Consider the following 24,250-nt stretch of genomic DNA (forward strand, 5'->3'; position numbering starts at 1 on the left):
GGGGCTGTTTTTGCACCCAGCGGCGTTATCATTCGCTCATGTAGCATAACTACACCTCGCTCATTCTGCCTTGCTGGACACAAAAACAGCCCCAGCAGGGTGTATTGGATTAGTGTTAACAGGCCCTAGGAAAAGAAACTGTAACGGTAAGTCCGCTGCGGTCACTTCGATTCGCCATTTCTATCGTTGCATGATGCAGATCAACAATACGTTTGACGATAGATAACCCAAGTCCGCTTCCTTGACTATTGGCATCCTCCCCTCGCCTGAATCTCTGATACAACCCCTGTTGTTTCTCCTCTGGAATGCCGGGACCGGTGTCAGTAACGACCAATTTAATATCTGATTCATGCTCATTCAATAGTACAGTCACTTCCCCTTTTTCCGGTGTATAGCGAATTGCATTGTCGATAAGATTTCTTAACAGAATCTGTATGCCTGGTGTATAACCAGGCACCATTACGGGATGCTCCTCACCTTCATAGGCGAGTTCGATATCTTTCTCCAAGGCTGTCGCACCCAGTGATGCCAATATGTTGATCGATTCACCATGCAGGTCCACTTCATCAATATGTGAATGCTCGAGTGACCGACTATCCATGCGGGCGAGGGTCAGTAGCTGTTCCAGTAAGTGAGTTGCACGATCGACACCCCGTACCACTTGATTCAGAAAATTACCGTGCCCATTCTTTTCGTCGGCAAGTGATTTGGCCTGAGCCAGCGTCTTCAATGCAGCTATCGGTGTTCTCAATTCATGAGCAGCGTCCGCAGTAAACCTCCGCTCATTGTCTAAAACTCTCTGCACCCGACGGAATAGGCTATTCAGGGAGGTCACCATCGGCACGACCTCTCTGGGCACACCAAGAGTGGATATCGATTCAAGTGATTTTGGATCCCTATTCTTAACCTTATCGGCGATGGATTGTAACGGCTTGAGCCCTCCGCCCACAACGATCCATATCAACAGCCCAATGAAGGGCAATGAGACGATTATCGGCCACAAACTGTTGAAAACAATTTCCGACACAGTTTCTTGACGGACTGACATCAATTCCCCGATCTGCACATGGAACTGACCACTGGGCTCCTTTAAACCGTACATCCGCCACAGTTTGCCATCCACGATTTGATTGTTATAACCTTCGGTAAATGTGTTAAACGAGGTCGGCAAATTTGATCGTAAGTAGGTTCTTCCATTGACCCCTTTTATGAGAAAGGCAAGCTTCGCTTCATAACGGTGACCGGTTGTATAGTCACGAGGTACCAGTGTCAGATAATCCTTTTCACTTTCATCGGCCATGAATTCATCAATAAACAGTTTGAATGAGGCAGAGTCATTGATGAAATCCTCACCTAACTCCTTGACAAGATTCTGTAAGTCTTCCCTCGCCTCATTATCCTCTTCAATCTCGTGAAGCATCAATGTGGCAAGGATGCGGGACTCTTGTGCCAATGTTGCATCGTAGATCTCTTCTACTTCATGGTGTGCGGCAAGAAAGACAAAATAGGCTGATATTAACCAAAGGATGACTATTGTGGATATCAGACTGATTAAGAGTCTTCTGCGTATCGAAAGGTTATTGGTCTGCTGCACGCTTAAATCTCATTGATGAACCAACTTCTGGATAGTGTAACCGACTCCGCGAACGGTCCTGATAAGATCCTTGCCCAACTTCTTGCGTAAATGGTGTACATAGACCTCTACAGCATTACTTTCCACACCCTCGTCCCAACCATACAACGTCTCTTCCAATACCTGCCGAGAGAGTATGCGCCCCTGATGAGTCAGCAATGACTCCAAAACGGCAAATTCGCTCGCACCCAGCATTATCTCTTCACCGGCCTTGGTGAGACTGCGGGCTGCAGGGTCCAGTACCAGGTCACCATAAGTGATGACCGAAGCCGAACGCCCCTCGCGACGCCTTGTAATCGCGCGTAACCGAGCATTGACTTCCAGCAGATCAAAGGGTTTGACAACATAGTCATCAGCCCCGGAATCAAGGCCCTCAATGCGTTGTTCAACCGCATCGCGGGCTGTCAGGACCAGCACAGGAAGATCCTTGCCCTGTTTACGCAACTTTTGCAATACATGCAGCCCGTCCTGCCTTGGCAGGCCCAGGTCAAGAATCAATACATCCAGATTTTCGGTTGACAAGGCCTGTTCCGCAGCCATACCGTCCATGACCCAGTCTACGGTGTGCCCAAGCTGTTTCAATCCCAGCGCCAACCCTTCGCCCAGATATCGATCATCTTCCGCCAGCAGGATACGCATCTTTAAACTCTCATAAAAGTCAGTTACTTAAATCCTATAGCAGCTTTGAATTAATCAAAGATTCCTTTTGGATATTTTCATTAATTCTTTTGCTTATGCGTGCCTTGAACCCTGATTTCTCAAATTAGCTTTGATTCCTTAATGGAATCTTAAATCCCAGAAATCTCATAAGATAATAGAGTCCGCAGTAAGACCTGTTCTCGACCCTGCCACTGGTCTACCCACCTCAAACACTTTCGAAAGGTCTGATAAAACCTCTAAATAATGACTGCAGCAGTCTACATTCAAGCTGATTTGGGACAAAATTAACAGACATTACATGTGACGATTTTTATAAAAAAATCATTAGCATATTGTTTTATTCAGGGGTATGATCTGAATACGCTACGAAACAGACCCATAACCGCTTCCTCATTTGATTTTCTTCAGGTCGAGAATCGGCATCCTTCGGTTTCCAGGCTCAGGCAAGGTAGATGAAAAGCCGTGCCATTTAGCGTTCACGGTCTGTCTGGCAGGTTTGCATGGGACCTTCAGACCCTGGACATATGAATATTATTTGTTAGGAATGTAGATAGATGACTAAATTGTATGTTGGCAACCTTCCCTGGTCTGCCACAGAAGATGATGTCCGGGAGCTTTTCTCAGGCATTGGCGAGGTACAGTCGGCAAACCTTATTCTGGATCGAGAAACCCGTCGCTCAAGGGGATTTGCTTTTGTAGAAATGAGCCAAGGTGATGCTGAAAAGGCGATCTCTCAGCTCAATGGCAAGGACTTTCAGGGCCGTGACTTGAGAATCAATGAAGCGATGGATAAGCCAAAACGCAGCTCTGGTGGTGGTGGCGGTCGCTGGTAACAGTCTGGCCATCACGCTTGTGATGGTGGCCTGAGCACCACACTGAATTACCAACAACGACAGGCTGGATATTTCTGGCCTGTCGTTGCAATAAATATAAACCCAATTACCTGCACGATATTTTTGTGATCACAGGTAGGGTTTGGTGTTTGCTCTCTCCCAGTTATTTTCGCCCAAAATCAAGCACTTCAGGCAGCTGATGCCTACTCAGACTGGAGTGCCCTGATCCGCGATTCCAGCGGTGGATGGCTCGCAAACAGCTTTTGCACTTTACCAGCGCTGATTGCTAATGCAGCTATCTCATCAGGCAGTGACTCCGGCTCATGGGCCTGCTGTAAACGCCTCAGGGCGGCAATCATCTTCTCCCTACCCGCCAGTTCGGCCCCTCCTCTATCAGCACGAAACTCCCGCCAACGGGAAAACCACATAACTATCGTCATCGCCAGGATCCCAAGAACGAACTCGGCAATCATGGATACGATGAAGAAGGCCGGACCATAGCCGCGTTCGGTCTTGAATACGATGCGGTCAACCGTGTGCCCTATGACCCGGGAGAGGAAAACGACAAATGTGTTGACCACCCCCTGTATCAATGACAGGGTAACCATATCACCGTTCGCCACATGGCTGACCTCATGCCCCAGCACGGCCTCTACCTCATCCCTGTTCATCTGCTGCAGTAAACCGGTGCTGACCGCAACCAGGGCACTGTTTTTGTTCCACCCTGTGGCAAAAGCATTGGGTGAGGCATGATCGAAAATCCCCACTTCCGGCATACCGATCTTGGCCTGTTGCGCCTGCCTTTCAATAGTATTGACCAACCATTGCTCAGCTTCGTTTCCCGGTGTCTCGATGACCTCGACACCCATACTGCGTTTAGCCATCCATTTGGAGATAAAGAGCGATATCAGCGAACCTGAAAAACCGATAACAGCAGAATAGACCAGCAATGCATTGAGATTCAGATCCACCCCGTTCTCCAGTAGCAGACCCTCTATACCGAGCAATCTGAAGGTGATACTGATCAGCATCAAGATTGCCAGGTTGGTACCTAAAAACAGCGCAATTCTCATCATCTTTGATTCACCAGGTCAGGTATTCAATTTTCTGTCAATATTGGTGCATTGATGATTGAATTCAAGAGAAGTTCCCTTTTAATGTGGGCGCTGCGCGCCTTGTCGAACGAAGGGTTCGAATCAAATCCTACCGCACCGCCAAATAGAAAGGGGGCCATGAGGCCCCCTTTCTATTTGGCGGAGAGGCAGGGATTCGAACCCTGGGAGGGCTACTAACCCTCAACGGTTTTCAAGACCGCCGCATTCAACCGCTCTGCCACCTCTCCGAAGCGGCGCTAGCATACACTAACTAACCTTGAAATATCCACTAATTACCACCATTTTATATGTATTGATCTTTTCGCCAGGAACAGTATCCTGTGCTGAACGAATCACAATCATTACTGTCTCACCAATCAGATTGATTTTAGGGAAGTAATCAGGAGATTAAGCCAACATGAATCGTCTAGATATAAGCGCCGCCCGTCCTGCGGAGTCCGTAATATCAACTAATAAGTTGATAAAAAACACTTATATACTGCTCTCCATGACGCTGCTGTTCAGCGCGATCACGGCGACTGCATCCGTCTTTCTTGCCGTACCGGGTTGGACCTACATGGCCTCTTTGATTGGCGCCATTGTGCTGATCTGGTTCGTACTGCCGCGCACAGCCAACTCCTCTACCGGGCTGGCAGTGATTTTCGGCATTACCGGCCTGATGGGATTCGGGCTCGGTCCGATCCTGAATATCTACCTGAGTATGGCTAACGGCCCCCAGATCGTGGGAACCGCCATGGCCGGCACCGGTATCATCTTCCTTAGCCTTTCAGGTTATGCTCTCACCAGCAAGCGTGATTTCAGCTTCATGGGCGGTTTCCTGATGGCTGGATTGCTGGTCGTCTTTATAGCCATACTCGCAGGTCTGTTCATCAATATGCCTGCACTGCATCTGGCCATATCCGCGGTCGTGATCATGCTGATGAGCGGTTTCATCCTCTATGACACAAGCCGCATGGTGCATGGCGGAGAGACCAATTACATCATGGCAACCATTGGCCTCTACCTGAATATCTACAACCTTTTCGTGCATCTTCTGTCACTCCTCGGAGCACTTTCCGGAGAAGATTGACCGACCAAAATATTCGCAGAGAAGCCCCGGCATTGCCGGGGTTTTTTGTGCCGATGCTAGGGCCTGTTAACACTAATCCAATCGGCCCCAGAAGGAGATAAATAGGATGGATTGGACAAAGATCATCTGGGTGATACTGCTGGGCGCGATGATTCTTTTTCTCTGGCCCCGCGCCAAGCATATGCTCAAGAACAGCCCTAAAGCGCAAGCGGGAGATTGGCAAGCAGTATTGTTGCCAATAGCCTTTGTCATCGGCTTTGTGATCCTCCTCATCATGATGGTCTAGCCTGAACCAGGCTGTCCTTGCGCCACCATATTAATTCCTTGAATTAATTCTTCGGATCAGTCTAATTTTTCCAATCCACCCATATAGCCGCGCAATACCTCGGGGACGGTAATGGAACCATCAGCCTGTTGGTAGTTCTCCATCACGGCAACCAGCGTGCGTCCCACGGCCAATCCCGATCCGTTCAGGGTATGCACCAATTCAGGCTTGCCGGTCTCCGGATTGCGCCAGCGCGCCTGCATGCGGCGAGCCTGAAAATCACCGAAATTGGAACAGGAAGATATCTCACGATATCGAGTTTGCCCGGGCAACCAGACCTCCAGATCGTAGGTCTTGGTGGAGGAGAATCCGATGTCCCCGGTGCATAGGGTCACAACCCGATAGGGCAGTTCAAGCTTCTTCAGGATTGCCTCGGCATGACCCGTGAGTTCTTCCAGGGCCTGAAACGATTGACTGGCTGGTACAGCCTGGACCAATTCAACCTTCTCGAATTGATGCTGGCGAATCATGCCCCGGGTATCCTTGCCGTAGGATCCGGCCTCGGAGCGAAAACAGGGGGTATGCGCCACCCATTTGCGCGGCATGTAATCGGCATCGATGATCTGATCCCGAATCAAATTGGTTACAGGCACTTCCGCGGTGGGTATCAGGTAGTATTCGGACTCACCGCAGAGCTTGAACAGATCCTCCTCAAACTTCGGTAGCTGTCCAGTACCGCGAAGGCTGTCCGCATTCACCATATAGGGGACATAGGCCTCGGTATAGCCGTGTTCCGTGGTATGGGTATCCAGCATCAACTGGATCAGCGCCCGATGCATTCTCGCCAGCGGTCCCGCCATGACGGCAAAACGGGAGCCGGTCAATCTGGCTGCCGCTTCGAAATCGAGTAATCCGCTGGCATCGCCCAGGTCCACATGGTCCTTGGGTTCGAAATCAAGCTCGCGCGGTTCCCCCCAGCGCCTCTCTTCCCGGTTATCTTCCTCATCCCTGCCATCGGGTATCGATTCATGGGGCAGATTGGGGATACCGAGGGTGATATCCGAGAGGATATCCTGAACCTTGCCGAGCGCCTCTTGAGAGGCCTTCAGCTGATCGCCGAGTTGCGCCACTTCAGTCAGCAACGGCTCGATCTCCTCCCCCGCCGCTTTTGCCTTACCGATCGACTTGGAACGACTGTTACGTTGATTCTGCAACTCCTGCGACTCTACCTGCAGCTGCTTGCGTTGCACTTCCAGGGTACTGATTTGTTCAACATCAAGCTGATAACCACGGCGTTCCAACTGCTGTGCCACCTGTTCCAGGTTATTTCTTAACAATCGCGGATCCAACATTGATTATTCACCCATATTCATTCGTGCGGGCCAGCTTACAACGTGACCCGGTTCAACCCATTGATTCAGATCTTGCAGCACCCTATCCACCTTCTCTGGCAGATCGAAGAACTCGACAACCAGCGGCAAATCCATGGAGATATCCAACAGGGTTGACTCGTGCGCCTTGCCCGAACGTCCGAAACCGGCAATACCGCGAAACGCGGTAACCCCGCTGACCTGTTCATCCCGATGTAAAAAATCGAGTAATTTTCGCAACTGATGATCGCCCTCGGTCAAATAGACCCTAACCATGGTCACTTCGGTCAGATTCATAGCTGTCTCCCAACCGCCAGGCCGAACCAACAGGCCAAAACACACGCGATGACACTTAGCAGAATGTTCAATCCGGCCTTCAGCAATTCCGCTTGCTCAAGCAGGTTGAGTGTCTCGATAGAGAAGGTGGAAAAGGTGGTAAAGGCACCGAGAAAGCCGATCAGCAGGGCACCCCGCATTTCCGGTGATACAGTCGTGCGCTCCAGCAGCAGGACATATAGAAAACCCATTACCAGCGACCCCAGCACGTTTACCACTAGCGTGCCGTAGGGAAACCCGCGACCGAGCAGGCTGTATATGCCACTGGATACCCAAAAGCGGAACAACGCTCCGACTGCGCCCCCGGATGCGATGGCAATCAGCTGATTCAATCTCAAGACCTTTCATTAACATAAAGGTGGGATTATAACCGCAGTTACCTAGTGCCTGTTAATACTAATTTGATTGCTGCAGCGTTGCCGAATAGGAGTAATCAGGGGTACTGCTGCGACAATCAAAATGAGTGTTTAAGCAGTCCTGGAATATGGTTGGAAATCTTGGCTGTTCTTAAAAATCCCAACGATAACCGCCATAGAAGAAATAATCGGTAAAATCGGTCACTTCCGTACCATCGTCTTCCTCGAACCAGTTAAGCCCCCCTTCCAGTTCGAATGTCATGTTTTTGCGGTAGCGGTAATCCATGCGGATAAAGGGGCTGATCGTTTTTCGTGAACCATCGTTGTCGTCATTCGTGCGATAGGAGAAATTGATGCGGGGATTGATCCGCCAGCTATTGGTTATCGGGTATCGACTGCTGATCCCCACCCGGAATGTATCCGAGGTGTTGGCATCCGAATAGCGCAGGCTGAAAATACCGATATCCCCCTGTTTCAACAGGTCGTTTTTAATCACCTGAAAGGTGTAGAAGAACTCGTTGTCTGTCTCCTCGGTCGCCTGCACGCCCCCGGAAGCAGGCGTTTCGCCGGTTTTGCTGATGGTTACATCACCACTCAGCTGCAGGGTTTTCGACAACGGATGATTGATGCCTAGGGATAGCGAGGTAGTCTCGGCGGTTCGATCCCGCGCCAACTCATAGATCTCATCATCGCTGAAGAAGCTCTGCAGCTCTTCAATCGACTCGATCGGTAACGACGTATCGGGATCGACCTGACCACTCAATGCATTGGATGTACTCAGAATCGGTGTATTCCGATAATCGAGATTCATATACATGCGGGTTTCATTCTCAAACCGCAAGTTGCCCTGCAGCATGAAGATACTCACCTCTTCATGAAAGATATCGTAATCGAGCAGGCTGAACAGCGATTTGTTGGGATCGAAGTAGCGTACTTCACCCCCTATCGCCCTTCTGTCGACCAGATCATCGACACGCTGTTCCACCATGAAGAGGCTGAGATCCCAGTTTTCAAAGATGCTCGAGATGTCGGCACTGAGCCCGACGAACTGTTTATGATCGTTCAAAAAGGTATCGCGCGACCGTTCAACCGGTAAACCGGCCGTCGCACGAAGGGTAATATCGGGGGTCAGCTGATAACCCAGCACAAGACCATCAAAACGGTTCAGGATGCCACTGGAACGCAGGCGTTGGCGACCGAAACGGGCACTGGTGCGACTATCGAGATGCTCGACGTCGATATAGGCGTCACTGAGGGTGGTGTCATTTCCGTCACCGTCATCCAGCAGATCGTGGATATAGCTGCCGGTGACCTTGAAACGCATATCGAAATCCTCACTCTTGCGTCTGGAGTTCAGGTCGACGAAGGTCTCGATCTCCGACCGGGTGACGCTGTCCTCATCCTCGACAAACGGGCTGTCGATGCTGTCCCTGCGGTAATTCTGGGAGATGCTGCCATAGGTATCCCATACCGCCTTCGGTCCATCCTCGCCCTCTTCCTCCTGTTGTTTTTTACGCAGTGACTCCTTTGGCCGCATGGGTGCGGTTTCGAGACCCAGCAGGCGTTGCCAGACACGTTCGGCATCCTCGCCTTCCGGATACTTTTCCAGGTAGCGACGGTACTCCCCCTTGGCATGGGCGATCTGGTCGTTTCTCTCGCGTGAGAGACCCAGGAGTTCGAGGGCCTCTTTGGAGTAGATATTTTCCGGCTCCTCCAGCAGCGCCTCGAGTAACCTGACCGCTTTTGCATATTCCCCCGCGGTTATGGTGCGGCGGATTACTTCCATCATCTCGGTAAGCCGGGGATCCACGTCCACCAGCTGCGGTTCTTCCATCAGTCCGTCACTGAAGATATGCTCTATCCCCCGATCAAAAAAGGCTTGCCGCCGCTCCTGGATATCCGCGGTATCGATCCAGGCATCGGGATAAAAACTCTTTACAGCCTTCAGTTGCTCCTGTGCCTCAAGCTTGGTGCGAAAGAAACCTAAGCGCAATCGGTACAGGGTGCGCTCCTCCACCTTGGTCTTGGTAGTGTAGAGCAACTGATTTTCACCCACCGCCACAGGTGCAATCTGGGTAAAATCGACAGGTTCCGACTGGGTACCGAGATTGATCACATAGATCACCAGGGGTAGCGATTTAACACTGAGCGGCGCACGGGTTTCCGGTACCGGGACATCGATGGCCTTGGCAAGTGTACCCGCCATACCCGAGACCCGCGGTGATTTCGGCAGGATAAACTGCATGACATAGAAGTCGCGTCCCTGCCGTATTTTCACATCGCTCACTGGAGCGGCAAAGGATACCAGCAGGGTGGATGTACCGACGATATTGCCCTGAAATTCCACCTTCTCCAATGGAATGGCAGCGGTCGGACTCCAGGTCAGCTGATCGGTCTCAACCAGATCGGTCAGTTCGATATCGGCGGTCTGACCAAGCTTCAATTGGACGCCGACTTCATTGCCGGATTCGTTGATCAGATGGGAGACGTATCTGACGGGGATATTGAAATAGACATTAACAACATCATCCTTACCCTCGGTGGTCAATTCGATTCGATCCAATACCTGGGTTGCCGCACCTGCCGCTCCTACACATAACAGAAGCATTGGCAACAGCCAGAGATAGAACCTTGATTGAATCATATACCGCACTGACTTGTTTACCTTATTGCATAACCTACGGAAAAGCGATTATCCAGGCGCTCGCAAGAATACAACAAGAAATAGATCCCACTCGCTAGAACTAGAATGCTAAAGCTTGGATAAGTCTGGCTAACTGCCTGGCAATCTCGAGTTACATGAAGATTACCAGGCAAGGAACGAGTTATCACCATTCACGATCACTGACCCTGTGGCAACCACTCTGACCACAGTTTCTGTCGGCACTCAGGCCATTATGGTCGTCTTCGCCTGTCCTGTAGTCACCCGCATGGCAGCCTGCACAAGTTCCAGCATAGGTGGGATATGGCCAGGGCACTGATTCGCTGTTACTCGTGTGACAGACGTTGCAACCAAAATTACCGCGATGATCACCCGGATATCTGCTCGAAATATGGCTGTAGTTGGTCACCGGTAACCAGCCATTCGTAGTATGGCAGCTGTCACACTGAACTGTGGTCACGAAATGCCCGGTGGGCTTGCCGGTGGCAATCGTACCGTTATGGCAGGCGTCACAGTTCCCGGTAACACCTGTGTGATCGAAGGTCACTGCGGTCCATGTGGTGGTGGAGGTATGACAGTTATCGCATTGGGCCGTTGTCGGCACATGTCCGGGCGGCATGCCTGTGGCGAAATTGCCATTGTGGCAGTTGGAGCAGGTGCCGGCCACACCGCTATGGCTGAATCTCACATTCAGCCAGTTGCTGGTGGACAAGTGGCAGACGTTGCACTCTTCCGTCGTCGGTATGTGGTTGGTCGGCTTGCCGGTGGCCAATGTGCCATTGTGGCAATTTGAGCAGCCTGTGGTTATTCCACTGTGACTGAAGTTCACACTCCTCCAGTCGGACGTTGAGGTGTGGCATACATCGCATTGAGCCGAGGTTGAAATATGTGTGGCATGTTTGCCGGTCGCGGTGACACCATTGTGGCAGGTGGAACAGGTGCCGGCCACGTTGCCATGGACGAAACGGACATTCAGCCAGTTGGATGTGGAGAGATGGCAATTATCACACTGTGCAGTGGTCGGCACATGTCCGGGATCCTTACCGGTGGCGGTGATGCCATCGTGACAGTTCGAACAGTTGCCTGCTGCATCGGTGTGATCGAACTGTACCGCCAGCCAGTTGCTCTGGGAGATATGGCAGGCATCGCATTCCGAGGTAGTCTGGACATGATTTACCGGTTTCCCGGTCGCGGTGGTGCCGTTGTGACAGCTGGAGCAGACACCGATCGCCACCGAGTGGTCGAAGTTAACGGCGGTCCAGTTGTTCTGCGAGACATGGCAGATGTCGCACTCGGCATTGGTGGCCACGTGACTGGCCGACTTGCCGGTGGCAATGGTGCCGTTGTGGCAGCTCGAGCAGGGGCCGGTAGCCGTACTGTGATCGAAATTCACCGACAGCCAGGTAACCGTGGAGGTATGACAGCTGTCGCACTGCCCGTTGGTATTCACATGGGCCGCGTGTTTGCCTGTGGCTATGTTGCCATTGTGACAACTGGAGCAGGTGCCGACAACACCCACATGATCGAAGGTACCGGTGGCCCAGGTCACCGTGGTGTGGCAATCCTCACATGGCCGGGTGGTCGGGATATGGGTCGCCGGTTTGCCGATGGCATCCACATTGTTGTGGCAGCTTTCGCATCCCGTAACGATGCCGGTATGGTCGAACCGCACGTTCAACCAGGTGGTATTGGAGATATGGCAGTTGTCACACGCGGCATCGGTCGGGACATGATCGACCGGCTTGCCGGTGGCGGTATTGCCGTCGTGACAGCTGGCACAGGTACCCGTTACCACGGAGTGATCGAAATTGATCTGTAACCAGTTGTTGGTGGAGGTATGACAGGCCTCGCAGGAGGCCGTCGTCGCCACATGTGAGGCATGCTTGCCGGTCGCCTGTACCCCGTCATGGCATGAAGAGCAGCTCCCGGTTACGCCTTCATGGTTGAAACTGCTGATCTGCCAACTGTTGGTGTTGTGGCAGGTGTCGCACGGCGCATTGGTCAGCACATGGGATGGGCTCTTGCCGGTTGCGATATCACCGTTGTGGCACAGCTCGCAGGGATCGACCACCGCCGCGTGGCTGAAGCCGGCCATGGTCCAGTCATTGGTGGTATGGCAGACATCACAGGCCGAGGTGGTGGGGATGTGGGCCGCATGTTTGCCGGTGGCGGTATTACCGTCATGGCAGGATTCACAGGGATCGGTAACCCCGCTATGATCGAAAGTCGTGACCGTCCAGCCATTTGTGGTATGACATACGTCGCATTGGGAATTGGTATCGATATGGGTCGCATGCTTGCCGGTGGCCTGGATACCGTTGTGACAGCTGGAGCATACCCCCGCTGTGGGTACCGAACTGTGGTCGAATGTCACCCGCAACCATGAGGTGGTCGAAGTATGGCAGACATCGCACTCTTCCGTGGTCGTGAGATGGCTGGGATGTTTGCCGGTAGCGGTTGTCCCGTCATGGCAGGTGGAACAGGCACCCGCAGTGTTGACACCGCTGTGATCGAAACTGGTATCGGTCCAGACCAGGGTGGAGAGATGACAGGTGTCGCATTGGGCCGTGGTCTCGATATGCTGGGCATGTTTACCCGTGGCCAGTGTGCCGTCATGGCAGTCCGAACATCTTCCGCTCACCTGGAAATTGTCGTGATTGAAACTGATCAGTATCCAGTTAATGGTCGAGGTATGACAGCTGTCGCACTGGGCATCGGTAAGGATATGCTGCGTCGGTTTACCTGTGGCGGTGGTACCGTCGTGACAGCTTGAGCAGGCGCCGGCCACATTGGCATGATCGAATCTGCCGGTGCTCCAGGTCACCGTATTATGGCAGTTTTCGCATGGCTCAGTGGTCGGAATATGGGTATCGGGTTTACCGATCGCATCCACATTATTATGGCAGCTTTCGCATCCGCTGGTGATACCGCTGTGGTCGAATCTGACACTGGTCCAGGTCTCATTCGAGATATGGCAGTTATCACATGCAGCCGTGGTCTCGACATGATCCGCCGATTTACCTGTGGCGATGACGCCGTCATGACAGCTTTCGCAGGCGCCGGTGACGATCGAATGGTCGAAATTGACCTCCGCCCAACTGGTGGTCGAGGTATGACAGCCCTCGCAGGCCGCGGTGGTGGCCACATGGGCATCGTGCTTGCCGGTGGCGAGCACGCCGTCGTGACAGGACTGGCAGCTGCCGGTCACACCTTCATGGTTGAAGTTGTTGATCGCCCAGCCACTGGTGTTGTGGCAATTGTCGCAGGATGCGTTGGTGGGGATGTGGTTGTCATGCTTGCCGGTGGCGATATTGCCATCATGGCAGGATTCACATGTACCCGAGACACCCTCGTGGGAAAAGTTGGCGAGAGTCCAGTCATTGGTCGAGTGACAGGCCTCACAGGAAGAAGTGGTGGGGATATGGCTGCCATGCTTGCCGGTTGCAATCACGCCGTCATGGCAGGACTCGCAACCGCTGGTAATGCCGCTATGATCAAAGTTGGATACATTCCATGCGGTAATGACATGGCAGGTATCGCACTCACCGTTGGTCTGCAGATGGTTGGCATGTTTGCCGGTGGCCTGAATACCGTTATGGCAGGTTGAACAGCGACCAGCCACATCCGCCGGGTGATTGAAAACCACGATATTCCAGGCATTGGTCGAGCCATGACAGGTATCGCACTCGTCAGTGGTCTGAATATGGGCGGCGTGCTTGCCGGTGGCGGTTGTCCCATCGTGACAGCTCGAACAGAGACCCGCAGTCTCCACACCTGAGTGATCGAAACTGGTATTGGCCCAGTCGTTTGTGGAGTTATGGCAGGTATCGCACTGCTCGGTTGTCTGGATATGTGTGGCGTGTTTGCCGGTGGCCCGAACACCGTCGTGACAGGTCGAACAGAGACCGGCGGTGTCGAAACTACTGTGGTCAAAACGGATGACATTCCAGTTAGCCGTTGTTGCATGACAGACGTCGCACGACTCATTGGTCACGATATGGGTGGCGTGCTTGCCGGGCGCCTGCACGCCATCATGACAGGAGGCACAGGTTCCCGGCACTACTTCACTATGATCGAAACCGACCTGATCCCAGGACTCAGTCGAGGTATGGCAACGGTCGCATTCCGCGGTGGTCTGGATATGTTGCGCATGCTTGCCCGGCTGTGTGACACCGTCATGACAGGTCGAGCACTGTCCAAATGCCTCCTCCCCATGGATAAAGTTGACGACCAACCAGGAGTTGGTTGAGGTGTGACAGAGCTCACAGGGTGCGGTCGTGTTCAGGTGGCCGACATTCTTACCGGTGGCACTGACACCGTTGTGGCAGCTTTCACAACTGTCACTGATGCCGGCGTGGGAGAAATTGGCGACCTGCCAGCCATTGGTGGTGTGGCAAAGGTCGCAGGACTCAAAGGTGACGATATGGGATGCGGATTTACCGGTAGCACTGACTCCGTTGTGGCAGGTCTCACAAGTGCCGTTGACCACATTCGAGTGGTCGAAAAAGACCAGCAGCCAGCTTTGGGTGATATGACAGGTATCGCACGGATCGTTTGTGGCGATGTGGCTGGCATGCTTGCCCGCCGCGATATCGCCGTTGTGGCAGCTTTCGCAGGTGCCGGTGACCTGGGTGTGGTCTACGTGACTGACCCTCGCCCAACTGAAGGTTGAATGGCAGAATTCGCAGGTATTGCCCGACAGGATATGATCACTGCCCTTGCCCTGAGCAGCACTGCCGTTGTGACAGGCAAAACAGTCACCGGAAATACTGCCGTGATCAAAGCGGGCCACATGCCAGCCGACCGTGGTATGGCAGTCGTCGCACTGGTCATCACTGCGGATATGGTCCATCGACTTGCCTGCGGCATCGGTATCGTTATGACAGCCGTTACACAACACGGGGGTTCCGGCGAACTGTCCTGTGTCGTGGCACTGGTCACACTCCACATTGCGATGCTCGCCGGTGAGTGGGAATCCTGTAGAGAAATGATCGTAATCAGAGGATACCGCTAACACATAACTGCTGAATAACCCTCCACATATCACTGCCAGCAGAAGCATCAACCAAGTCAGTTGAGTCAATCCCTTATCGGACGCTGTTTTGCCGTTCTGAATCATATTCATCATTTGTCTATTCCGATGACAGTCAACGTATGACCGGATCCTCGAAGGTCTCTGTGCTATGGCAACGATCGCAGTGACGCCCGAAGCCGCCGCGATGTATATCATCTCCCCGGTGACAGCCGTAGCAGTGGTTAGCGGATTGTTTATGTTCTGTCAGATCCGTCCGATGGCATTTGTCACAGTAGATTTCTCCGTGCTTGCCCTCGAGCGGAAAGTCGGTCTGGGTATCATGATCGAAGGTCCACAATAACCAGGCATTGGGATTGTGGCAGTCGCCGCACTTCTCCCCCATGCGGCCCTCGTGGGGCTCTTCGGCCTCATGGCAGGCAAGGCAGGCAGAATCGGTTTGTTGGAATTCGGCATTCAGATGGCAGGATTCACAAGTGGTGACACTGTGGATACCGATCAGAGGAAAACGGGTGATGTCGTGCTCAAAAAAGAGTTTAACGTTCCATCCCTGTTCATTATGGCAATAACCGCAATCCTCACCCAGCTCATTCTTATGCACATCGATGGGCCGATGACAAGTGATGCAATCGGCCTCTTGAAGGTCGTCCATCGCCACTGTGCGATGGCAGGCGGTACAGACCAGATCCTGATGTTTGCCCTTGAGTGGAAACTGGGTGTCATTCCCATGATCGAACTTCACCTTGGTCCAGCTCTCAGCGTTATGGCAATCCTCGCACTTCTCGCCGTTTCGGCCTTTGTGCACATCATCTTTTTCATGGCATGAAAAACAGTGCTTGGCGGGCTTTTTCTCATACGGACCACGCTTATGGCAAGTGTCGCAAGGGACATCCTTGTGCCGGCCTTCCAGTGAAAATTCGGTATCCGCAGTGTGATTGAAGACCAGTTCTTTCCACCCTTCCGTACCGTGGCACTTGGCGCACACCTTGCCATAACGCCCATTGTGCGCATCATTGATCAGATGGCAGCCGACACACTCCTTTGGGGTGTTCTTATAGTGATCATCGGCGTGACACAATCTGCAGTCCAGCTCTCTGTGCTTGCCACTGAGTGGGTATTCCGTATCAAGGTCGTGGTCGAAGGTCTGCTTGCTCCAGCTCTTTTCGTCATGGCAGGTTTCACACTCCTTACCAAGCTTCCCTTTGTGGGCATCATCGGATTCATGACAATCAAAACAGAGAGAAGGCGCCTGACTGTATTTTTTGTATTCCTGGGTATGACAGAGCTGGCATGTCAGGGTTGTATGAGCTCCCTTGAGACTGAAATCGGTTTGACTGTGATCGAACGATTCGCTGTCTAAATTGACGATGTCCCGCTCCCGGCCTTTGTGTTCCGTATGACAGCGCTTACAGTTTTTTGCCTGTTCCGGATCAAGCCTGCCGTGATACCCCATGCCCTGTTCGATGTCCTTAGCGACATCACTATGGTCATGACATGAAAGGCAACGCTCCACCTGCTCAGCCTTTTTCAGTGTCTCGTGGCAGCTTTCGCACTTTTCCTCAAACTCAGCATGACCTGAAATCACCGGGCCAGGCATCAAAATAAGATCTAACTTCCCAGCCATCACAGGGGAAATAGAGCAAAGCATGAGTAGACACAGACAAAAGGCATGGCAGCCATTTCGTATCATCACGAATCTATAAAACAGTTACTCGTTAATTAATAAGCATGAACAGCATAGACATGCACAAAGCCGGTTATCACCATCATGATAAACAGCGGCATATGAAGCAGATGCCAAATAGCGAAGAGCCTCTCGTAGAAATGTAGCTCGAGAATCTGCCGAAGTATACTGCGATGTGTCAGCAGCATTTTCCGGATACGAAGTTGTTTACGCCGTACTTTAGCCCTGTTCCAGTTCTTTCGATGACCGGCAGCCAAGAGTTTTTTATTCAGTGCGCGCATTACAGTCGGGTAGATCCTGACGGACATGAGTCGCATCTTGAACCAGTGCTTGGCGCTTGCAATCGGGCCTTTAGGGGCTTCCATGACCATTTTCTCATACTGCTTCATCATCTCTCGCGCCCTGGGCTGGAGCTCGAACAGGGGACCGAGTTTTTTATTCAACTCTGCCGAGTCCGCATGCAGAGAGGCAAATGTGGCCTTTTTACCATACAAACCATAGTGAATCCGGGTATAGAAATAACGGCCGAAGAGACCACTGATGGCCACGAACAACATGCTGTAAAGAGCCACCTGGCCATTCAGCGAGCCAATGTGGAAACTCGAATGCATCATGATCAATACCGGCCCCAGGACACCAAATACCATGTGCAAGCGAAACCAGAACTTGACCGTCAGCCACTTGTTCATGAAGTGAAGCCGCTTGCGCATGGGATAGAGCAACAGCATCAGCATCAGGCTGCCACCGACAATCCCGAACCAATATCCCCACCCAGATTCCGCCGTCCATACCGCTTCTGTATGGTTTAGCCATCCCATATAGAGCAAAAGCATGGAAAACAGGGTAAATCCTAGGGTTGTGATTAGGCCTGCTCGTTGTTGCCATGCGGAGAGAATCCTATCAAGAACTGTCTCATTAACGCTGGCCGGAATTGCGGCTGTATTCATCTATATCACCTGTAACCTGGTATAAATTCAATTACTTATTAAGTTTTTTTATTGAGTTGTATCTTATGATCAGCCTCAATCTAGTACATGCAGCTATCTTATGTTGGGACATTTTTCCCATCCATGAAGGGCTTCACAAAAACAGACTCTGACATCATTTATGTTTTCGGCAGTGAGACCGAAATGATGAATAAAGGTGTAAAATTCAGGCGCTCTGAGCAAATGAAATGTGAACTACAACACTCTCTGAAATATTGAGTACAGACAGCAAGATGCAGTACTCCCTAGAACTATACATGATATACGCGATACCCATATTGTCGGTATGGTTAATCTATGTCATCTATACCAAACGCAAAAGCAAACGGAACCTCGCACTGAAGACCGAAGAGTTCGAGGCCGGTTTGACAGAACCCGCCTCACTCCATCCGTTAATCGATCCGGGGAAGTGTATGGGCTGCGGCACCTGCGTGAAGGCCTGTCCGGAGCAGGCGAATCACCCTGTGCTTGGCCTGATTGACAACAAGGCGGAACTGATCGCACCTACCAACTGCATCGGTCACGGCGCCTGTAAGACCGCCTGCCCGTTCGATGCCATTACCCTGGTATTCGGTACCGAAAAGCGCGGCGTGGACATCCCGCTCCTGAAACCCAACTTCGAGACAAGCATGCCCGGTATCTATATTGCCGGTGAATTGGGTGGCATGGGGCTGATCAGGAACGCCATCGAACAGGGATATAAAGCACTGGATTACATTGTCGACGATCTCAATAACGGCGCCTCCGCCTCCGCACCGCTGGATGTCTTCATTGTCGGGGCTGGACCGGCCGGGTTTTGCGCCTCCCTGAGATCCATGGAGAAAAAAATTAAATACAAGACCGTTGAACAGGAATCCTTGGGGGGAACCGTATTTCAATTCCCCCGGGGGAAACTGGTGATGACCGCGCCCGTCAAAATGCCACTTGTCGGTGAGGTGAAATTCACCGAAACAACCAAGGAGAAACTGCTGGAATTCTGGCAGAAAGTAGAGAAAAAAACCGGTGTAAAAATCAGTTACCACGAGCGGGTGGAGAAGATTCTGTCTAATGACAAAGGAGGATATGAGGTCAAAACCAATAAAGACGTCTATCATACCCGTACGATACTGCTCACCATCGGCAGGCGCGGCACACCGAGAAAACTCGGCGTACCGGGAGAGGATTTGAGTAAAGTCACCTACCGGCTGATCGATCCGGAACAATACAGGAATCAGCATGTTCTGATCGTCGGCGGCGGCGACAGTGCCTTGGAAGCCGCCCACAGCATTGCCGACGAACCGGGAACCACGGTAACGCTCTCCTACCGGAGCGGCGCCTTCAGCCGGGCAAAAAAGAAAAACAGGGCGAAGGTAGATGCCGCAGTGGATACAGGAAAAATCAATCTACTGCTCAGTTCCAATGTCGTTGAATTCACACCTGAGGAAGTTACCATCGACAAAGGGGGAGATAAGATTGTAATACCTAATGACGCAGCCATCATATGCGCCGGCGGCATCCTACCAACAGGCTTTCTTAAAGAGACTGGAATCAATGTGGAAACCAAACACGGCACCGCTTAGAAGAGATGGAAACGTAAACTCACTCCGCGCTATGGCAGCATCCCTGCTGATCCTCCTACTCCTCTTTCCACTGCTACTCCACGCCTCCACCCATGAAGAGGCGGAAGCGGCAATCCGCGTGCGCAACTTCATTAAAGCGGCGGAAATCTATCAAAACCTGGCCCAACAAGGTGATCAGGAAGCTCAATTCGCCCTTGGTGGGCTCTATCGTGCAGGGCGCGGTGTCAAAAAGGACCCGGCTAGGGCCTATCAATGGTTTCTACAGGCAGCCAATCAGGAACATATAGAGGCGCAATACACAACCGGCACCATGTACGAACATGGCTGGGGAGTTAAAGCCGATCTCGTAACAGCCACTGATTGGTACCAACGAGCTGCCTTCCAGGGGCACAAACTGGCACAGAAGAAACTCGATCTTCTGGGCTCCACCTCTCCTACGGATGGCTTGGATGACAAACAGATATCGGAACTCTTCAACCGTGCAGCTGCCGCGGGTAAGACACAGACCATCAAACGGATGCTTGCCAACGGCGTCTCACCTGACACCCGGGACGAGTTCAGCCGCAGCGCACTTCACGAGGCTGCAATCAATAATCGCCGGGAAATAGTTGAAATGTTACTTGCCGCCGGCGCCAATCCGAATACCAGTGACGGTCTGGGCGATACCCCGCTCCACTCTGCTGCCGGTCTGGGGCACGCCTCCATCGTGCGCAGCCTGATCAAGGCCGGCGCCAAGCTTGAAACCCATGATGCCAACAACAACACACCGTTACTGGTCGCAACCAACAGGAAACAGGCAGAAACGGTCGGGGCTCTGATCAACGGTGGCGCGAAGGTGAATGCGAAAAACCGCACCAAGCAGACCCCACTGGATCTGGCCGAACTTCGTAAATATCACGTGATTGCCAAAAAGCTGAGGTCAGCGGGCGGCATAACCACCCAAACCAAGAACCTAAGGAGTGAATTCCCCGATCTGGCCAAGGTCAGCCAATCCGTCATGCCGTCCAGAAACAAGGCCAACGAAGAGAGAAATCCCTTTGCCGGTTGGAGTACCCTGCATCTGGCCGCATGGCGGGGACAGATGCCGCTGATCGAGGCCTTGTTGAAAGAGGGATCGGACATTAACGGTTTCGATCCGGAGGGGCTCACACCTTTGAGCCGCAGTGTCTGGCAGGGGCACAAAGAAGTTGTAACCCTGTTGCTGGGGAAAGGTGCCAATCCCAACCTGGCATCCGCTGCAAGCCCTACTCCGCTGCTGCTCGCCAGCAGGGAGAACAATCTGGAGTTGGCACGGCAACTGATCGAATACAATGCCGACGTCAATGTTGTCGGTGATAATGGCGTAACGCCACTGCATATGGCGGTGGAGCATAAAAATCCAACGCTCGTGAAACTCTTACTGGCGCAAGGCGCGGATGCCAGCAAAGCCACCAGTGATGGTATCACGCCTTTGATTCTGGCGGTTGCCAAACAACAGCCTGAAATCGTCAAGATGTTGCTGAAAAAGGGGGTAGCCGTCGACCAGGCTGATGAGAAAGGCCGCACACCGCTCTATCATGCCATCGATGCGGGCAATAAAGATATCTTCTATCTGCTGATGCGATCAGGCGCTAAGATCGATCTCCATGCCAAAGACGGACTTACACCGATGATGCGTGCCGCATCCCACGGTCATGCGGAACTAGTCAATGAACTGATACAGAATGAGCAGCACATAGACCGTGAAAGCGACAACGGCAATACCGCCTTGATGCTGGCAGCCAGAAGCGGATCCGTCTACACCGTTGACATCCTGCTGCGCTATGGCCCTGATCTTAACCATTACAACCATGCAGGTAATTCAGCCCTGATGCTGGCGGCGGAACAAGGCAACATGGAAGTCGTAAAGCGGCTGTTGGAAGTCAAGGCCGATGCCCATCATCTCAACCTGCGCCGTGAAAACGCATTCGATATTGCGCGCAGCAATGGCCACGATAAGGTGGCCGACTATATCGATAAAAACAAAGGCAGTGGCGGCCTGCTTGATTTTATGCGCTAGTATCCTCTGCAGTTAAAGTTAAGAAAACTCCACTTTCTCATTAATGTGCGCGACCATATGGACGGTATCGACAACAACCAATCAACATAGAAAAATCCTATGGATCAACCGAATTCCGCTCAAACACCTATTTTCGATTTAATACGTTTGATGCAATCTGATCACACTGACGTGCGATATGAGCTATCATTCAAAAGATTGATCTAAACTTTTCGACCGTTCGCAACTCATGGATGTGTCGTCAGAAGCAATCCTGTTGAGGGCAGGCTTTGCAAGAGAAAAGCGGTTTGTCTATAACACCTATATAAACACTTCAATTAAAAAATGGTAGGCATACAGATCCCAAACAGTAAAAGAATCGTTTGTATTACCGGTAGTGTATGGACTGGTAGTCGCAGCGCACCACGTCGTTTATTGGTGAAAGAGGGATTTGTTCGGCCGACCTGGTTCACCACGAGCCGGCGCATTACGGACGCCAACTATCGTCGCACATCACTTTCAAATTTTCATCTGGCTAACGCCAGTAAAAAGGTACTCTCTCACACAAAATTCGGCGGCAGCATCGTCGGCATCATGCAGGAGGACTTCAACGCAGCCATGGAGGCTTCCAAACAGGGTGTACTCATCGTTGGTCCTCCGGAGATCGCCGCCCAGGTTGCGGGAAAGATCAGTGAAGCAGTGATTTTCTCGCTTAAAGACAAACAAATGGACGTATCTACATGCCTCGATCAGGCTATTCAGTCGGGTCAATTACATCGCATCAATGTCAACGTACTGGAGCCAGGGGCCTGGACCAAAGTCTATCGCTCGATAATGGAGACCATGGGTCTTAAACTACCGCACTGGATGGATTAAGGGATAATTCGAATAATATAATAGCCACTTCAGATAATTATTGGCGCAACTTACTTCAGTTAGCGTGTTACCTACTAAATGCCTTTTTCTTTATGAAGTATTTCAGACTGCCGTGACGGTTATCCCTCCTGGCTTTCCGGATGAGCATATCCAATGTAATGTCATGTTCCGTTACATTTGACGGCTCCCTAAATAAGGGATTATTAGACTCCTTTTGATTATATCGCTCCATCATTCAAGACTCCTCGATAGCGCATTGCGATTTGCGCTGTTGGTAAAAAGGTGGCGGGCCTGAGGTTTATATTATTAGGGGTAACCAATTTCAATGCATGCATCAAACTGGCGCAAGCCTGAATAAAATATCGATTTACATACGATTACATATGGACTCTATACTAATATCATCCCTGATGATGCGATACCTATCACGTAATAACTACTGTTGCCTGAATATCTGTATCAGGCATGAACCCACCCTTCACGATAAGCCCGTGCCGACAGGGCCGACCTGTATCACCGGGTGCTTATTTACAGCAGAGCTCGACCCATGACAGATTCTCGAGGTGATTTGTCAAAACACATGAATCATCCATGAAAGAGGTTTATGTTATACATCCTAGATAATAGACTTAAGTATATTAAATTATACTGAAACATGCAGGGCAGTTAATTGGGGGGCATGAGATGGCACGCGTAAAAATCGTTAAACCGAATAGGGTTGATGATCCAATCATCCAGGAGATCTTTAGTTGGGTTACCGATATGGAAGGCGCAGTACCCAACCATTTTTACGTTGAGATGAATTTTCCTGAGTATTTGAAGGCCAAGCTTGGTTCAACCAAAGTACTATGGCAATTGGGTGAATTGACTTTGCCCGAAATCCAGCATATCGGGATTTTGGTTTCCAAGGCCAATGGCTGCCCCTATTGTACAGCGGCTTTCTGTACCATCTTAAATTACGGTTTGAAAACTGAAGAAGGCTATGTCAAAGCCTTGGCTGAAGAGGGTCTTGACATGGTGGAGGATAACCGCCTGAGAACGATGCTTGACGTCGCACTCAAGGCCAACATCGACCCGAAGTCTGTATCCGACGATGACCTGAATGGTCTACGTGATATCGGATTAAGTGATAAAGGCATTGTGCAGTTGATTCATTTGGTGAGTGATTTCTCCTCCTACAACCGATTGAATCTGGCGCTTCAGACAGATTATGACTATCGGGATATGTGGCGTACGATCGCATTCGGCTGGGATCCGGAATCAGGCGAGCCGGTTGGAGACAATACCCGAGGAACATTAAAAGATACATAAATCTATGTCTACCGCAGAAATGGCATCAAGCGAAAAAAATTATGCTTAAGCTTTCACCCCTCATTTTAGAACTCTCTAACTCTTACACTAACCCCATGTTCTATACCAAACTCAATCAAATCATTAGCGGCTTGCGTTCCCCCTGGCTGTACCCTTAAATCCAGAACCATGTTAGCTGGTTGGCCATCAACAGTAGCCCTGCCACTTCCCAAATCTCTTTATATGACCCTGAATTCTACCTATCCATGTTATAAACTTATAAACCAGATATAAACCAGACACCCATTCCTAAATATATATCCATTTGCACGTTCAACACATCTGATTGAATTGGTTGCTACATCTAGTCTCCCACACTTAAGTCATACGGCCTTTTTGTGAATAAACGGTTTGATGATTTGAGTAATAGTGTTATAAACCAGACACCCATTCCTGTTATAAACCAGACACCCATTCCTAAATATATATCCATTTGCACGTTCAACA

17 protein-coding genes and 1 tRNA gene are annotated in these 24,250 nt (G+C 51.3%); 7 read left to right on the plus strand and 11 right to left on the minus strand.

What is annotated here, in order from left to right:
• Positions 1–115: 115 nt before the first annotated feature.
• Entirely contained in the window at positions 116–1,594 is a 1,479-nt protein-coding gene (locus CODIS_RS19630; protein ID WP_069128360.1) for an ATP-binding protein, read from the minus strand.
• Positions 1,595–1,603: 9 nt separating this feature from the next.
• A complete protein-coding gene (locus tag CODIS_RS19635) occupies positions 1,604–2,272 on the minus strand; it encodes a response regulator (protein WP_069128361.1) in 669 nt (222 codons plus the stop codon).
• A gap of 575 nt (positions 2,273–2,847) precedes the next feature.
• Between CODIS_RS19635 and CODIS_RS19640 the strand changes: the two genes are divergently transcribed.
• Positions 2,848–3,126, plus strand: coding sequence for an RNA recognition motif domain-containing protein (locus tag CODIS_RS19640; RefSeq protein WP_069128362.1), 279 nt, complete (start codon positions 2,848–2,850; stop codon positions 3,124–3,126).
• 203 nt (positions 3,127–3,329) lie between these two features.
• On the opposite strand, the gene htpX is transcribed toward CODIS_RS19640, so the two are convergent.
• Together htpX and CODIS_RS19650 are read right to left on the minus strand one after the other, a co-directional pair.
• On the minus strand, positions 3,330–4,202 hold the full coding sequence (gene htpX / locus CODIS_RS19645; protein WP_069128363.1) for a protease HtpX: 873 nt from the start codon (positions 4,200–4,202) through the stop codon (positions 3,330–3,332).
• Positions 4,203–4,377: 175 nt separating this feature from the next.
• Positions 4,378–4,468 (minus strand) — tRNA-Ser (locus tag CODIS_RS19650).
• Positions 4,469–4,638: 170 nt separating this feature from the next.
• Between CODIS_RS19650 and CODIS_RS19655 the strand changes: the two genes are divergently transcribed.
• Both CODIS_RS19655 and CODIS_RS19660 read left to right on the plus strand, forming a co-directional pair.
• The gene (locus CODIS_RS19655; protein WP_069128364.1) at positions 4,639–5,310 is read left to right on the plus strand and encodes a Bax inhibitor-1/YccA family protein; all 672 of its coding nucleotides are present in this window, start codon (positions 4,639–4,641) and stop codon (positions 5,308–5,310) included.
• Between the two features lie 106 nt (positions 5,311–5,416).
• Complete coding sequence (locus CODIS_RS19660) at positions 5,417–5,596, plus strand: hypothetical protein (RefSeq protein ID WP_069128365.1); 180 nt, start codon at positions 5,417–5,419, stop codon at positions 5,594–5,596.
• A gap of 56 nt (positions 5,597–5,652) precedes the next feature.
• Here the strand turns inward: CODIS_RS19660 and serS are convergent, their stop codons facing one another.
• The 7 genes from serS to CODIS_RS19695 form a co-directional block, all read right to left on the minus strand.
• Positions 5,653–6,927, minus strand: a complete 1,275-nt coding sequence (serS, locus tag CODIS_RS19665; RefSeq protein WP_069128366.1) for a serine--tRNA ligase — start codon at positions 6,925–6,927, stop codon at positions 5,653–5,655.
• A 3-nt stretch (positions 6,928–6,930) separates the two neighbouring features.
• Positions 6,931–7,242, minus strand: a complete 312-nt coding sequence (locus CODIS_RS19670; protein ID WP_069128367.1) for a DUF190 domain-containing protein — start codon at positions 7,240–7,242, stop codon at positions 6,931–6,933.
• The gene (gene crcB, locus CODIS_RS19675; RefSeq protein WP_305782134.1) at positions 7,239–7,619 is read right to left on the minus strand and encodes a fluoride efflux transporter CrcB; all 381 of its coding nucleotides are present in this window, start codon (positions 7,617–7,619) and stop codon (positions 7,239–7,241) included. The genes CODIS_RS19670 and crcB overlap by 4 nt, the downstream gene beginning before the upstream one ends.
• 169 nt (positions 7,620–7,788) lie before the next feature.
• A complete protein-coding gene (locus tag CODIS_RS19680) occupies positions 7,789–10,281 on the minus strand; it encodes a tetratricopeptide repeat protein (protein ID WP_069128369.1) in 2,493 nt (830 codons plus the stop codon).
• Positions 10,282–10,465: 184 nt separating this feature from the next.
• Positions 10,466–15,427, minus strand: a complete 4,962-nt coding sequence (locus CODIS_RS21110; protein ID WP_069128370.1) for a cytochrome c3 family protein — start codon at positions 15,425–15,427, stop codon at positions 10,466–10,468.
• 19 nt (positions 15,428–15,446) lie between these two features.
• A complete protein-coding gene (locus tag CODIS_RS19690) occupies positions 15,447–16,928 on the minus strand; it encodes a cytochrome c3 family protein (protein ID WP_235615296.1) in 1,482 nt (493 codons plus the stop codon).
• 122 nt (positions 16,929–17,050) lie between these two features.
• Positions 17,051–17,962: a hypothetical protein gene (locus CODIS_RS19695; RefSeq protein ID WP_069128372.1), complete on the minus strand. Its 912-nt coding sequence runs from the start codon at positions 17,960–17,962 to the stop codon at positions 17,051–17,053.
• Between the two features lie 296 nt (positions 17,963–18,258).
• Between CODIS_RS19695 and CODIS_RS19700 the strand changes: the two genes are divergently transcribed.
• The 4 genes from CODIS_RS19700 (at position 18,259) to CODIS_RS19715 (ending at position 23,764) form a co-directional block, all read left to right on the plus strand.
• Positions 18,259–19,560 (plus strand): NAD(P)-binding domain-containing protein, encoded by a 1,302-nt coding sequence (locus CODIS_RS19700; RefSeq protein WP_083220942.1) that lies wholly within the window; start codon positions 18,259–18,261, stop codon positions 19,558–19,560.
• Positions 19,532–21,598, plus strand: a complete 2,067-nt coding sequence (locus tag CODIS_RS19705) for an ankyrin repeat domain-containing protein (protein ID WP_162420299.1) — start codon at positions 19,532–19,534, stop codon at positions 21,596–21,598. The genes CODIS_RS19700 and CODIS_RS19705 overlap by 29 nt, the downstream gene beginning before the upstream one ends.
• 417 nt (positions 21,599–22,015) lie before the next feature.
• Complete coding sequence (locus CODIS_RS19710) at positions 22,016–22,453, plus strand: hypothetical protein (RefSeq protein ID WP_069128375.1); 438 nt, start codon at positions 22,016–22,018, stop codon at positions 22,451–22,453.
• Between the two features lie 684 nt (positions 22,454–23,137).
• Positions 23,138–23,764, plus strand: coding sequence for a carboxymuconolactone decarboxylase family protein (locus tag CODIS_RS19715; protein ID WP_069128376.1), 627 nt, complete (start codon positions 23,138–23,140; stop codon positions 23,762–23,764).
• Positions 23,765–24,250 lie beyond the last annotated feature (486 nt).

It is taken from the genome of Candidatus Thiodiazotropha endolucinida, assembly GCF_001715975.1.
Lineage (GTDB): Bacteria > Pseudomonadota > Gammaproteobacteria > Chromatiales > Chromatiaceae > Thiodiazotropha > Thiodiazotropha endolucinida.